The organism is Pseudomonas sivasensis (assembly GCF_021391435.1).
Taxonomy (GTDB): Bacteria; Pseudomonadota; Gammaproteobacteria; order Pseudomonadales; family Pseudomonadaceae; genus Aquipseudomonas; species Aquipseudomonas sivasensis.
Genome location: NZ_CP090029.1, coordinates 801,939 through 816,463 on the forward strand (window position 1 = coordinate 801,939; position 14,525 = coordinate 816,463).

Annotated in this window: 8 protein-coding genes; 7 read left to right on the top strand and 1 reads right to left on the bottom strand. The window is 60.2% G+C overall.

Features of this window, described 5'->3' with window-relative positions:
• Positions 1-3: 3 nt before the first annotated feature.
• The 3 genes from LRO94_RS03495 (at position 4) to dnaB (ending at position 2,864) form a co-directional block, all read left to right on the top strand.
• The gene (locus tag LRO94_RS03495; protein ID WP_032890500.1) at positions 4-894 is read left to right on the top strand and encodes a YybS family protein; all 891 of its coding nucleotides are present in this window, start codon (positions 4-6) and stop codon (positions 892-894) included.
• 18 nt (positions 895-912) lie between these two features.
• Positions 913-1,359, top strand: a complete 447-nt coding sequence (rplI, locus tag LRO94_RS03500; RefSeq protein ID WP_003171376.1) for a 50S ribosomal protein L9 — start codon at positions 913-915, stop codon at positions 1,357-1,359.
• A gap of 110 nt (positions 1,360-1,469) precedes the next feature.
• Positions 1,470-2,864 (top strand): replicative DNA helicase, encoded by a 1,395-nt coding sequence (dnaB, locus tag LRO94_RS03505; protein WP_003217484.1) that lies wholly within the window; start codon positions 1,470-1,472, stop codon positions 2,862-2,864.
• 5 nt (positions 2,865-2,869) lie between these two features.
• Here the strand turns inward: dnaB and LRO94_RS03510 are convergent, their stop codons facing one another.
• Positions 2,870-6,865: a dermonecrotic toxin domain-containing protein gene (locus LRO94_RS03510; RefSeq protein ID WP_179179592.1), complete on the bottom strand. Its 3,996-nt coding sequence runs from the start codon at positions 6,863-6,865 to the stop codon at positions 2,870-2,872.
• A 218-nt stretch (positions 6,866-7,083) separates the two neighbouring features.
• On the opposite strand from LRO94_RS03510, the gene LRO94_RS03515 reads away from it, so the two are divergent.
• The 4 genes from LRO94_RS03515 to LRO94_RS03530 all read left to right on the top strand — a co-directional run bounded on the left by LRO94_RS03515 (position 7,084) and on the right by LRO94_RS03530 (position 14,453).
• Positions 7,084-9,387, top strand: a complete 2,304-nt coding sequence (locus LRO94_RS03515; protein WP_032890504.1) for a YgiQ family radical SAM protein — start codon at positions 7,084-7,086, stop codon at positions 9,385-9,387.
• Between the two features lie 209 nt (positions 9,388-9,596).
• Positions 9,597-10,529, top strand: a complete 933-nt coding sequence (locus LRO94_RS03520; RefSeq protein WP_179179591.1) for an NAD synthetase — start codon at positions 9,597-9,599, stop codon at positions 10,527-10,529.
• The gene (locus tag LRO94_RS03525; RefSeq protein ID WP_095186062.1) at positions 10,526-10,975 is read left to right on the top strand and encodes a hypothetical protein; all 450 of its coding nucleotides are present in this window, start codon (positions 10,526-10,528) and stop codon (positions 10,973-10,975) included. Before LRO94_RS03520 ends, LRO94_RS03525 begins: the two co-directional genes overlap by 4 nt.
• A 187-nt stretch (positions 10,976-11,162) precedes the next feature.
• Positions 11,163-14,453 carry a transglutaminase family protein gene (locus tag LRO94_RS03530; protein ID WP_233896928.1) on the top strand — a complete coding sequence of 1,097 codons (3,291 nt, stop codon included), beginning with the start codon at positions 11,163-11,165 and terminating at the stop codon, positions 14,451-14,453.
• The last annotated feature ends 72 nt before the right edge of the window (positions 14,454-14,525 follow it).

Below are 14,525 nucleotides of genomic sequence, written 5' to 3' on the forward strand. Positions count from 1 at the left end.
TGCATGCGCGCCTTAGCTGAGTTCATCATGCGCGGTCGTGTGCAGGCCACTCTGGTAGTGGCTGGATGTGCAGTGTTGCCGATGTTGTTTTGGTTGAGTGCTGCTGCAGGTTGCCTTGTGCTTCTGCGGCGCGGTTCGGACGCTTTGAGCGTCCTGGGTCTAGGGTTGTTGTCAGTGTTGGTGAGCTGGCATTTCCTGCAAGACCCGACAGCGCTTCTTGTGCTGTTTGGGAGTTGTAGTCTGGCGTTGGTTTTGCGCGCTGGTCATTCCTGGAATCGTGTGCTGCTGGTCAGCACGGCCGTGGGGTTGTTGTGTGCGGTGAGCCTGGGGACCGTATTCGGTTCTTTCATCGAGTCATTGGCGCAGACGTTTCAACACGTTTTGCCGCTGGTGATGGGTGAGTCTTACGAGAAGTTCTCGGCGGATCAGAAAGCAGTTCTCGCTTCGTTGACAGTCCCGCTGTTGATCATTTCAACGTCGGTTTCGGTGCAGATCTTTAGTGTGTTGTGCCTGATTCTTGGGCGCTACTGGCAAGCGTTGTTGTATAACCCCGGAGGTTTCGGAAGCGAGTTTCGCGCAATCCGAATCCCCAAGCGCGTTGCGCTGTCACTGCTGGCCGTCATGTGTGTCGCTCCGTTTATCGGTTGGCACACCTTGATCTTGTTGCCGTTGTGCGGTGTACCGCTGTTCTTCGCTGGCCTGTCCTTGATTCATGGGTTGGTTGCGCAGAAAAAATTGGCCAGTTTTTGGCTGGTGGGGTTTTACGTCACTGTCTTGCCGCTTATGCACTTGATTGGTCCGTTACTCGTGGTCTTGGCCATTGTCGACAGCCTGATTGATTTTCGCGGACGTTCTGCGCCGAAAGACGCCGATAACGCGAACGGTGAAGGTTAAAAGTTAGAGGATTTTCACATGCAACTGATCCTTCTGGAAAAAGTCGCCAACCTGGGCAACCTGGGCGACAAAGTGAACGTTAAGGCCGGTTACGGTCGTAACTACCTGCTGCCATACGGCAAAGCCACCGCTGCAACCGCTGCCAACCTGGCTGCGTTTGAAGAGCGTCGTGCTGAGCTGGAAAAAGCAGCAGCAGACAAAAAAGCTTCGGCCGAAACTCGCGCTGCCCAACTGGCTGAGCTGGAAGTGACTATCACTGCCACCGCCGGTGACGAAGGCAAGCTGTTCGGTTCGATCGGCACCCACGACATCGCTGATGCACTGACCGCCTCCGGCGTTGAAGTGCAGAAGAGCGAAGTTCGTCTGCCGAACGGCACCATCCGCAACGTAGGCGAATTCGACGTAGCCGTGCACCTGCACGCTGAAGTTGAAGCCACCGTACGCGTTGTCGTGGTAGCAGCTTAAGCAACACCTAACTGGCTGGCACCTCGTGTGCCGGACGGTTAACATCGGGCACGATCCTGTTTACAGGTCGTGCCTTTTGTTTTTCTACAAACCCCAAATTCCAAGTGGCCATGAACGATATTTCAGCTCCTGAGCAATACGATCTGCAAACCGCTGCCCTGAAGGTGCCGCCGCATTCCATCGAGGCCGAACAGGCCGTGCTCGGTGGTTTGATGCTGGACAACAACGCCTGGGAACGCGTGCTGGATCAAGTCTCGGATGGCGATTTCTACCGTCATGACCACCGCCTGATCTTCCGTGCCATCGCCAAGCTGGCCGACCAGAACTCGCCGATCGACGTAGTGACCCTGGCCGAGCAATTGGACAAGGAGGGCCAGACCTCCCAAGTGGGCGGCCTGGGTTACTTGGGTGAGCTGGCGAAGAACACACCATCGGTCGCCAACATCAAGGCCTATGCGCAGATTGTTCGTGCGCGGGCCACGTTGCGCCAGTTGATCGGTATCGCCACCGAGATCGCCGACAGTGCCTTCAACCCGGAAGGCCGTACCGCTGAAGAGATTCTTGACGAAGCCGAACGGCAGATCTTTCAGATCGCCGAGGCCCGGCCGAAAACCGGCGGCCCGGTCAGCGTCAACGACCTGCTGACCAAAGCCATCGACCGCATCGATACCCTGTTCAACACAGACAACGCCATCACCGGCCTGTCCACCGGCTATACCGATCTGGATGGTATGACCAGCGGCCTGCAGCCAGCTGACTTGATCATCGTCGCCGGCCGTCCGTCCATGGGTAAAACTACTTTCGCCATGAACCTGGTGGAAAACGCTGTGTTGCGCAGCGACAAGGCGGTACTGGTCTACTCCCTGGAGATGCCAGGTGAATCGCTGATCATGCGTATGTTGTCGTCCCTGGGCCGCATCGATCAGACCAAAGTGCGTGCCGGTCGCCTGGAAGATGATGATTGGCCGCGCCTGACCTCGGCGGTCAACCTGCTCAACGACCGCAAGCTGTTTATTGATGACACAGCGGGCATCAGTCCGTCGGAAATGCGCGCGCGTACCCGACGTCTCGTGCGCGAGCACGGCGATATCGCCCTGATCATGATCGACTACCTGCAATTGATGCAGATCCCAGGCTCCAGCGGCGACAGCCGTACCAACGAAATTTCCGAGATTTCTCGCTCGTTGAAAGCCCTGGCCAAAGAATTCAACTGCCCGGTGGTTGCCCTGTCGCAGCTCAACCGCTCCCTGGAGCAACGCCCGAACAAGCGCCCGATCAACTCCGACTTGCGGGAGTCTGGAGCGATCGAGCAGGATGCTGACGTGATCATGTTCGTTTACCGGGACGAGGTGTATCACCCGGAAACCGAGCATAAAGGCATCGCTGAAATCATCATCGGTAAGCAGCGTAACGGCCCGATTGGGACCACGCGTCTGGCCTTTATCGGCAAATACACCCGCTTCGAAAACCTGGCGCCGGGCAGTTACAACTTCGAAGACGAGTAACCGTACTAAGGGCGAGGAAACAGCTCCCGGATGGTAGATTCGTCGTACTGGTAGTTCCAGCGTAATTCGGCGCCGGCGGCTATGTCCTCGCTGGCGAACAGACCCGTGAGTATCAGTTGTTCGTGTGTGTTGTCGTCCACTTGCGCCTGGATACGAAATTGCGCGGCCTCAACGTTATAGCCCACGCTCGCCTGCCGGATCGGCAATTCGCCTTCGTACTCGAAAATCGTGTTTATCCTTGAGAGCGCGTTGTCTCCCGAGAGCACCAATTGCATATTCACGGCGTGCGGGGTAGTAGGCCTGAGGTTTTTGATCGGCATCAGGTAAGGATCCTGCCTTGCCCTGGCGACGTATAGCGGCAAGAGTTCTCCACCGTAGACGCCCAATGCTTGACCTTTTTTCAGGGCGCGGCGGGTGACGACTGTGGCCTCGCCAATCAGCGACGCTTCCTGTGCACACTTCTGATGAGCTGCGGTGAAGGAGGTGACCTCAAGCTTGTCTTCATACAGGCGGGCCACATTTTCGTAACCTTGCCACCGAATGTAGGGGTGCAATTCGCTGGCGGCGAAGACGGCTTCTGTGGTCAACGATTTGCCGTGGCTCTGTATCTGCCGGATTCGCATAGGCCGGCCCAGTGTGTCGCGCAACGGGTATCGGCCGTTGTTGGCGCGGTCGTAGATGCGCCGGTAGTTCTGGCTGTACTGGTAGCCGCGGTGGGTGCGCATTTGGCTAAGCTCGGTTGCAGAATAGTGCGCCCTCACCACGCCCTCTTCGGCTGACTCGTAGTCGCTGCTCAAACTAACCGATTCGGCCGACTCAAACTCCTCACCGGATTCCATGCCTTCCTCCAGCCGTACAGGTGAGTCCTTGCCGCCGAGCAATGCGCCTTTGGCCTGATCAATTTCCCAGCCGCCCTCGGTTTTCTGGCGTAGGTAGGGCTGATAGGCACGAAAGCGGCTGCGGGCATCGAGCAGGCGCCATCCCATGGTGTCGTATTTGACTTGGTAATATTTCTGGTTGTCCTGGATGTAATAGCGATAGTTGCCGTTGGCCAGCGGGGGAGCTTGATGAATGCCGTCTGCGCGTAGTGTCAGGCCCAACGGCGGCGAGGGGTCGCTGAATAAGGGGTCTAAGGGTAAGCCGACTGCGCTTGATGTCTGTGCGGAGGCGACTCGGGTGCGAATGGGTGGCGGGCCTTCGTTCATCACCGACAAGCCGGTTTTATAAAGCGCCTGCTCGAGCGAATCGGCTCCTGAGCGTTGCAGGATTACGCTGAGCTCTGACTCCGGCAGCATGCGCTCGATAGCCCCGAGCAAAGGCATGGGCGCACTTTTGTCATTGTGGAGGGCGTAAAGCTCGCCTTGGCGAATCAACACATCGCGGGCTGTGACCTCTGCGGTCCCGATCCGACCCAGCAACGGGCCGCCGTGGCTTACGTCATGTACTTCGATCTGGCGCGCCTTCGGCCAGCCAGGGATGCGCTCCAGAGTGTGCAGAACGAGTGGCACGCTCTCACGGCTGCGTAGGCATTCGAGAAAAATACTTTCACCCAAACGCGTTGCCTGTTGGGTCTGGGCGTATTGCTCGGCTTCCCAGCGCTGTGCGTTCGGTAAGGTTGTTAGCCCCTCCAGCTGCTGGCGTTCGGATTGCGAGAGTGTGCCTTGCATGTCTTCAAGGTGGCGTTTGGAGAGTGTCGGCGCGGCGGTGTGAAGGCTCTTTTCGGTCTGAGACATCAGTTTTTCACTCGGCGCGGTGAGTAAGGTAAACAGCCGCTGCTTTTGCCCTACGACTTGTTCTTCCAAGGTCCGCGCCAGGTTTTCGACTTTGGTGAAGTAGTCGATATACACCGGTGGCAGCAGCGCGTTGAATTCGTCTTGGGGCAGTTGCTCTTGCAGTGCGTGCAGCAACTCGCCACGCCGGAAACGCGCCGCGTCTATCCGGGTTTCGGCTGTACCGGTGCCATGGCTCAGCACCTCCTGCTGTTGTTCATCGACAATTTTCAGCACGCGGTTGGCGGGCCATTGCGCCAGTGACGTGAGGAGGTGGAATTGAATCTGCGGCGAATGCGGGCTGAGCGTCATGCCCTCGGCGCGACTCAGGTCGAAGTCATTGATTTCTTGTTCCAGATTGAAGTGGTTGAGGGTATCTAGCAGCAATGGCGGTGGGCGCACCATCTCTTGATGGATCTGACGCAGCGCCGCCTTATCCACGCCGCTGAGCAACAGGATCGGCTCCACCGCCGCTTGCTTGATCTGCGTCGCATCCGGGCCCAGACGCTTAATGAGCTTGATGTCCTCCCACTCGCCGGGCGTTTCGTGCAGATGGCGCCAGCCGCCCGCTTGGTTGCTAAGCAGCGGTGGTGAATAGGCGTGTGGGTCAGTCGGGTGCGCCAGTTCCCATTGCTTGCCCTCAGCGGTACGGCGTACGGCGTGGGCGTGATCATCCAGCTTCAGGAACTGCTGTTGTCCGTGCTGATACAAGCCTTGACTGTCGGCAACCAGATGTTCCGGCAGCCCGTCGGGATGACGGTACGGCGTGAGGTCCGAGTGCCACAGGCGCCAGCCTTTGTTGCGCACTCGGACTTTTATCAAGCCGGCGGTGAAACCTGCGGTCTTGATCGCGCCGGCGGTTGCAGCGGCGAGGGCGAGATTGTCCGCCACATCCAGCAGATCATTGAGCGCCTCGTCACTGTCGCCGCGGCTCCAGGCGGAGAACCCCTCGTAAATCGTGTCGATCAACTGGGCGGCGCTGACCACCAGCAGCACTTCGCCCACAATCGGAATGAACGACGCTGCAAAGAACAGCACGGATTTGCCCGCATCGATATAGCCCTGCAGACGCTTTTGCCGGCTCAGCACGTCGACGTTTGCGGTGAGTGCCGCGAGGGTTTGGGCATCACTCTTGATCTGCGCGATGGTGTGCTCGGCGATGGACAGGAACACATCTGCGCTGCATGCGGTGAGGTCCACAGGAAGGTTCAGATGGGCCGGCTCGGTGTAGATCCGTCCTCCCATTTCGATATTGTCTGAGCCGGATTGCTCCGGCGTTGCGTCCAGCAGGCTGCCCTGGTGCTGCAAGGGCACCAGCCGCTCGAAGACGGCGCGGTAGTTTTCATCCAGCAGCCGTTCGGCCAGCTTGCGCTTGAGTTCGGCTAGGCTCGCGTGCGGACGTAGCGCAGCGCTTGGATCGTCGGGCGTGTAGAGGATGAACGGGAGGCCGATCTTTGGCGCCTCAATCACCAGCACGCCCGGCAATACCACCTCGTTGATCGTCAGGTGATGGCACTGCATATCCGGGGGTGACCCCGACCGGTACAGACTGTTCAGTTGCAGATGCTGCTTGGCGGTGAGGCGGCGGTTCATATAAGCGATATGTATCGCGACCCCAAAGGCATGCTGCACCTGCGCGCGAAACACCCTTCGCACCTCTTGCGGCGTGCGCCCCGAGGCGGAGCTCGACGACGGCTCAAGCGCGCTGAAGATATGTGCAAGGTATTGGCCGCCCAGGTCCAGATTGCGGCAGAACTTGGCGAATGCCGGGCCAGTGATCGAACTGGATACCTCGCCGGTTGCCGTGACGTTATAAATTGCCGTGCCGGTTTCCATGCCGCCTTCTTGCGCTTCAGAGGCTTCGAAGTTCTGCAGGGCCGCCTCTAGCAGCGTCTGCCGAGTGGTTCTGGCATGGGTTTTTATCAGCCCGAGCAGGTGATGGTTTTTCCATTCGCGCACTAGGATCGCGTTTTCATCGGCAATCAGCGTGAAAAACTGCGCAGTCAGTGCCGCGCGCAAGCGGGGGCGGGCAAAGTCTTCAGGGCTTTGGATCTCGCCCAGCAGCGCTTTGAGGTCGTGCCGGGCCAGGTTGCTGTTGATCAGGCAGTCGCGAAAATCCTTGAGCTGCGAGGCGGGTGCCTGACGCAGCCAGGACGGCAACTGAGGCCCTATCATCGCGTGATGTGCCGTCAGGAGAGGGCGGCGTGGTGGTGGGGTGGGGCGTGTATTCATGGGCTGGGCCACCAGGGGCTGTGGTTGATTGAAACCAGCCTATCGAGGATGTTTTTGCCGATGAGTTAGTGGAATAGCCCCGTATGTGCTTGATTAACTGGGGTGAATACGGAAGCGGCAGATCGCCGGTTTAAAAGCCGACCATTACCGTCGGAATTGGTCAAAATTTGTGCTATATTCCGCGCCCGCGATTTTTCATCTCAACACCGGTCACCGTCATGCAAACAGCCAAGCCGTTATTTGACTATCCCAAGTACTGGGCCGAATGTTTCGGTCCTGCGCCATTCCTGCCCATGAGCAGGGAGGAGATGGATCAGCTTGGCTGGGATTCCTGCGACATCATCATTGTCACTGGTGATGCCTACGTGGATCACCCGTCGTTCGGCATGGCCATCATCGGCCGGCTGCTGGAGTCCCAAGGCTTCCGCGTCGGGATCATTGCCCAGCCGAACTGGCAGTCCAAAGACGACTTCATGAAGCTCGGCGAGCCGAACCTGTTCTTCGGCGTCGCGGCCGGCAACATGGACTCGATGATCAACCGCTACACCGCGGACAAGAAAATCCGTTCCGACGACGCCTACACTCCAGGCGGCATGGCCGGCAAACGCCCGGACCGTGCGAGCCTGGTGTACAGCCAGCGTTGCAAGGAAGCGTACAAGAACGTGCCGATCGTACTCGGCGGCATCGAAGCCTCCCTGCGCCGCATCGCCCACTACGACTACTGGCAGGACCGTGTGCGCAACTCGATCCTGATCGACGCCACCGCCGATATCCTGCTGTACGGCAACGCCGAGCGGGCCATCGTCGAAGTCGCCCAGCGCCTGTCGTGGGGTCACAAGATCGAAGACATAACCGATGTGCGCGGCACCGCGTTCATTCGCCGTGACACGCCCGAAGGCTGGTACGAGGTGGACTCCACCCGCATCGACCGTCCGGGCAAGGTCGACAAGATCATCAACCCGTACGTCAACACCCAGGACACCCAGGCCTGCGCCATCGAGCAGGAAAAGGGTCCGGTTGATGACCCGGAAGAAGCCAAGGTCGTGCAGATCCTGGCCAGCCCGCGCATGACCCGCGACAAGACCGTGATCCGCCTGCCATCGGTGGAAAAAGTCCGTGGTGACGCGGTGCTCTATGCCCACGCTAACCGCGTGTTGCACCTGGAAACCAACCCAGGCAACGCCCGCGCCCTGGTGCAGAAGCACGGTGAAGTGGACGTATGGTTCAATCCGCCTCCCATCCCGATGACCACCGAAGAAATGGACTACGTGTTCGGCATGCCGTACGCACGCGTCCCGCACCCGGCGTATGGCAAGGAAAAAATCCCGGCCTACGACATGATCCGCTTCTCGGTGAACATCATGCGTGGCTGCTTCGGCGGCTGCACCTTCTGCTCAATCACTGAGCACGAAGGCCGCATCATCCAGAACCGTTCCGAAGAGTCGATCATCCGCGAGATCGAAGAGATCCGCGACAAGGTGCCTGGTTTTACCGGCGTGATCTCCGACCTCGGCGGCCCGACCGCGAACATGTACCGCATAGCCTGCAAGAGCCCGGAAATCGAATCTGCGTGCCGCAAGCCGTCGTGCGTGTTCCCTGGTATCTGCCCGAACCTGAACACCGACCATTCGTCGTTGATCCAGCTGTATCGCAGCGCCCGAGCCTTGCCGGGTGTGAAGAAGATTTTGATCGCTTCCGGCCTGCGCTACGACCTCGCGGTCGAGTCGCCGGAATATGTGAAAGAGTTGGTAACGCACCACGTCGGTGGCTACCTCAAGATCGCCCCGGAACACACCGAGGAAGGTCCGCTCAACCAGATGATGAAACCGGGCATCGGCAGCTATGACAAGTTCAAGCGCATGTTCGAGAAGTACACCAAGGAAGCGGGCAAGGAGCAGTACCTGATCCCGTACTTCATCGCCGCCCACCCAGGCACCACCGATGAAGACATGATGAACCTGGCCCTGTGGCTCAAGGGCAACGGCTTCCGCGCCGACCAGGTGCAGGCGTTCTACCCGTCGCCGATGGCCACTGCCACCGCGATGTACCATTCGGGCAAGAACCCGCTGCGCAAGGTCACCTACAAGAGCGACGCGGTGACCATCGTCAAGAGCGAGGAGCAGCGCCGTCTGCACAAGGCATTCCTTCGCTATCACGACCCGAAAGGCTGGCCGATGCTGCGTGAAGCGTTGACCCGCATGGGCCGTGCCGACCTGATCGGGCCGGGCAAGGACCAACTGATCCCGCTGCACCAGCCGAGCACCGACAGCTACCAGAGCGCCCGTCGCAAGAATTCGACGCCGGTCGGCAGCCATAAGGTCGCCAAGGAAACCACCACCAAGATCCTCACCCAGCATACTGGCTTGCCGCCTCGTGGCAGCGATGGCAGCAATCCGTGGGACAAGCGTGAGCAAGCCAAGGCCGCGGCCCAGGCACGTAACAAACAGGCGGCCAAAGAGCGCAGCGATGCGGCTAAGGGCAAGGGCGGCAAGCCCGCGCGTAAGCCGGTTGTACCGCGTTGATCGCCGCTTGACTATGTAAAACGCCAGCCTCGTGCTGGCGTTTTGCTTTCTAGGCGGTGGGGAGTCTGTTTGTTAAGGTGGCGCCCATTAAATCGCTATCGGGGGCAAGCCCCCTCCCACTTTTTGAATGTATTCACACATCACATGTGGGAGGGGCTTGCCCCCGATAGCGTCAGTTCGGTCTCCACCCCTTCAAGGAAGAACACCCCATGGGCAACCCCCTGGCCGGCATCGGCATGGACTTCAACCGTTCGCAGTTCATGGCGCGCCAGCGCATCGAAAGCCAGATCAACCTACCGCGCCTGTTCGCTGCCATCGACGCCGACCCCGGCATCGTCGGCGCGGGCGTTGTGTACATCGACGCCGACTTCAACGTCATCACCCTGCGCGAATTCAAGCCGATCTGCAGCATCAAACCCAAGCGCATCATCTTGCGCGAGGCGCAGAAGTACATCTCGCCCGCACAGTTTGTGGAGCAGGTGAAGACCGATCCCCGGGAAGGGCGCCTCCAGAAGGAAGCGTTTGACATGAGCCTTTCCTGTAGCGCCGCGGTGATCGGTTGGATCGTGGTATTCAGCGGCAGCGTCGCGGTGCCGTTCACCGCCGGTGCCAGCGCGTTTGTGGTCGGCATTGGCATCACGGCGGCATTGGCCAGCAGCGCTCAATGCGGGTTTGGCGTGGCGCGCACTTATAACGAAGTGCTTGATCCGGATGCCAACGACCGCATGGATGACGCCGCATGGTACGGCGCCGTTTCCCCCCTTCTCGACGCGGCTTCGTTGGTGGGTATCGGAACAGGTGCCTTGACCACGATTCGGTTGCTCAAGGCCAACAAAGCAGCTGCGTTGGGCAAGAGTTGGTACGAGTTGCTCAAGGGCCTGAGCCGCCAGGAACGCAAGAAGCTGACCAAAGAACTGCTGAGCCTGAAAGACCCCAGCCTGACCCCCAAGTTGCTCAAGTTGCAGCAGCGCGCCGGCACGTTGACCAAGAGCTACAGCTCCACCGAAATCCGGCATGCCACGCTGACTCAGCTCAAGGATGCCATCGGGGGGCTGTTGGGGATCTGGGGCAGCCATCGAACCGGCCACGTGGGCACGGCCGAAACTATTGCTATCGGCCTGTACGAGGATCTGACGGAATGAACGGCTTTCCCGATATGGGCGGATTTCTGGCCCGATATTTCCCGGTGTTCATGGGCACTATTTTTATGGCGATCTTCTCCGGTTCGGCTGCGGTGTCCATGGCCGGCGTGACGTATCTGCGCGGTGTCGATCCTGCCCTCAAGTCCAGCTATTCGGGAGGCGCCATCCTGGTGCTGGTGGCGGTGCTGGTTTTTGGCAATGTCATGATTGCGCGCGGGTATCCCTGGGCGACGCGGCTCGTCGCGGGGTATTTGGGCGCCTGCCTATTGTTCGTACTGCCGATGATTCAATACGGCCTCAATGGCTGGGTCTATGGCTCGGCCGTGCTGTTTCCGTTGCTGGGGTTATTGTTGCTTAACAGCAAGCGCCATCGTGAAATGCGCCAAAAGCTCTTCGAAATACGCCACCTGCGCCAGGCGGTGATCGCGAAGGGTAAGCGCGGCTGACTGGGTAGATTCGCCACCTGTTTGCACACGCTCGCCACAAATATGTGCAACCCTCGCACCACGGCACCTACGATGGCGCCGTTTTGGTGCTGTACTGCACCGGGTCTTACGATAAAGCGCAATGGCTGCCGCTCTGGCATAAGTCTTGCGCGCGTTGTGTTCATGCCCTGGCTCGCAGGAGGCCGCCGTGTCGATTCATGTCGCGTTGCACCACGTTACGCATTACCGCTACGACCGTGCCGTCGAACTCGGGCCACAGATCGTGCGCTTACGTCCGGCGGCCCATAGCCGCACGCGGATTTTGTCCTACGCACTGAAAGTGCTGCCCGAGCAGCACTTCATCAATTGGCAGCAAGACCCCCAGGGCAATTACCTGGCGCGCCTGGTATTCCCGGAAAAGACCGATGACCTGCGGATCGAAGTTGACCTGGTCGCTGAGATGGCAGTCTTTAATCCGTTCGACTTCTTTCTCGAACCCTACGCCGAAAAAATCCCCTTCAGCTACGCCGCCGATGAGCAGCGCGAGCTGGCGCCGTACCTGGAAACCCTGCCGCTGACGCCGAAGTTTGCCGCCTACCTGGCCGGCATCGACCGCACGCCACTGCCCGCCGTGGACTTCTTGGTGGGGCTCAATCAGCGTTTGGCCACCGATATCGGTTACCTGATCCGCATGGAACCTGGCGTGCAAACCCCGGAGTTCACCCTGGAAAACGCCTCCGGCTCCTGCCGCGACTCGGCGTGGTTGTTGGTGCAGTTGCTGCGCAATCTGGGGCTGGCGGCGCGGTTTGTGTCCGGCTATCTGATCCAGCTGACCGCCGACGTCAAAGCCCTGGATGGCCCGTCCGGCACTGAGGTGGATTTCACCGATCTGCATGCCTGGTGCGAGGTGTATTTGCCCGGCGCCGGCTGGATCGGGCTGGATGCAACCTCCGGATTGTTTGCCGGTGAAGGGCATATCCCGTTGGCATGCAGCCCCGATCCATCGTCTGCCGCGCCGATCAGCGGGCTGGTGGAACCGTGCGAGTGTGAATTCACCCACGAGATGTCGGTAGAGCGCATTTGGGAAGCCCCCCGGGTGACCAAGCCGTACACGGAAGAGCAGTGGCTGGCGATCCAGGCCCTGGGCCGGCAGATCGACGGCGACCTGCTCAAGGACGACGTGCGCCTGACCATGGGTGGCGAGCCGACCTTTGTGTCCATCGACGACCCCGACGGCGCCGAGTGGAACACCGCGGCCCTTGGCCCCGACAAACGCCGCTTGTCCGCCGAGCTGTTCCAGCGCATGCGCAAGCACTACGCGCCCAAGGGCCTGGTGCACTTCGGCCAGGGCAAGTGGTACCCCGGCGAGCAACTGCCGCGCTGGTCGCTCAACTGTTACTGGCGCCGCGACGGCGTGCCGATCTGGCACAACAGTGCACTGATTGCCGATGAGCAAGAGGACTACGGTGCCGATGGCGTGCTGGCCGGGCGCTTCCTGGCCAGTGTTGCCGAACGCCTCAAGTTGCCGGCGCGTTTTGTATTCCCGGCCTTCGAAGACAATTTTTACTACCTGTGGCGCGAAGGTGCGTTGCCTCAGAACGTCACCGCCCAGGACCCGCGCTTGAGCGACGACCTAGAGCGCGAACGCCTGCGCAAAGTGTTCAGCCAGGGCCTGGATAAAGTCATCGGCCAGGTGCTGCCGCTGGCACGTACGGCCGCGAATGACCGCTGGCAAAGTGGGCGTTGGTACCTGCGCGATAACCACTGCCGCCTGGTACCGGGGGATTCACCGCTTGGCTATCGCCTGCCGTTGGCCTCGCAGCCGTGGGTGACGGCGGCGGAGTATCCGTTCGTGAACCCCACCGACCCTAATCAGGATCAGCCGGAACTGCCAACCAGTGCCCAACTGCAAAGCCACGGCGAAGCAGCGCCGAGCGATGAGCGAGTGCCCGAGGTCGACGAGTCCGCTGACTGGCTGACCCGCACCGCACTGTGCGCCGAAGCACGGGAAGGGCGCCTGTACCTGTTCATGCCGCCGCTGGAGCGCGTCGAGGATTACCTGGAACTGGTTGCCGCCATCGAAGCCACTGCCGAAGAGCTGCACTGCCCGGTGCTGTTGGAAGGCTACGAACCGCCATTCGATATGCGCCTGAGCAACTTCCGGGTGACGCCGGATCCGGGTGTGATTGAGGTCAACGTGCAGCCGTCCGCCACGTGGGATGAGTTGGTCGAGCGCACCGAGTTTCTCTACGAAGAGGCGCGACAGACCCGCCTGACCACCGAAAAATTCATGATCGACGGGCGTCACACTGGCACCGGTGGTGGTAACCACTTTGTGCTCGGGGGCGCGACGCCCAAGGATTCACCGTTTCTGCGTCGTCCCGATTTGCTGCGCAGCCTGATCAGCTACTGGCATAACCACCCGTCACTGTCCTACCTGTTTTCTGGCTTGTTTATCGGCCCGACGTCCCAGGCGCCGCGAGTGGATGAGGCGCGTAACGACGCGCTGTATGAGCTGGAAATCGCTTTCGCGCAAATGCCCGAGCCCGGCGAGGAGTGCCCGCCCTGGCTGGTGGACCGCCTGCTGCGCAACCTGCTGATCGACGTGACGGGCAACACTCACCGCGCCGAATTCTGCGTCGACAAGCTTTACTCGCCCGACGGCGCCACCGGCCGCCTGGGCCTGTTGGAGCTGCGCGCCTTTGAAATGCCGCCCCACGCGCGCATGAGTTTGACTCAGCAACTGCTGCTGCGGGCGCTGGTGGCGCGGTTCTGGCGTGAGCCTTACGCACCGCCGAAACTGGCGCGCTGGGGCACCGAGTTGCATGACCGCTTTTTGCTGCCGCACTTTATCGAGCAGGACTTTGCCGACGTGATCGTCGAACTCAACGCCGCCGGCTACCCACTGCGTGCCGAATGGTTCGCCGCGCATTTGGGGTTCCGTTTCCCCAAGGTCGGCGACTATGCCGTCAGCGGTATCGAACTGGAACTGCGCCAGGCCCTGGAACCTTGGCATGTACTGGGCGAAGAGGGCGCGGTGGGCGGCACGGTACGCTATGTGGATTCGTCCCTTGAGCGCCTGCAAGTGAAGTTGAGCGGGTTGCCACCGCAACGCTACCTGTTGACCTGCAATGGCATCCCAGTGCCGCTGCAACCGACCGGGCGAGTCGGCGAGTTTGTCGCTGGCGTGCGTTACCGCGCCTGGCAACCGGCCAACTGCTTGCAGCCGACTATCCCGGTCCATGCGCCGCTGGTGTTCGACCTGCTGGACACCTGGATGCAACGCTCGTTGGGCGGTTGCCAGTACCACGTCGCGCATCCGGGTGGACGCAATTACGACAGCTTACCGGTGAACGCCAATGAGGCTGAGAGCCGGCGCATGGCGCGGTTTTTCCGTCTCGGCCACACGCCTGGGAAGCTCACCGTACCGAGTGTTGTGATCAATGACGAATTCCCTATGACCCTGGATCTGCGGCGTTTCCCCAATAAAAATGACTGAGCCCTATCCAACTGTGACTCCAGATTATGTAGTGAGCGAGCATGCCTCGCGCGCGGCAAGCCCGCTCACCAC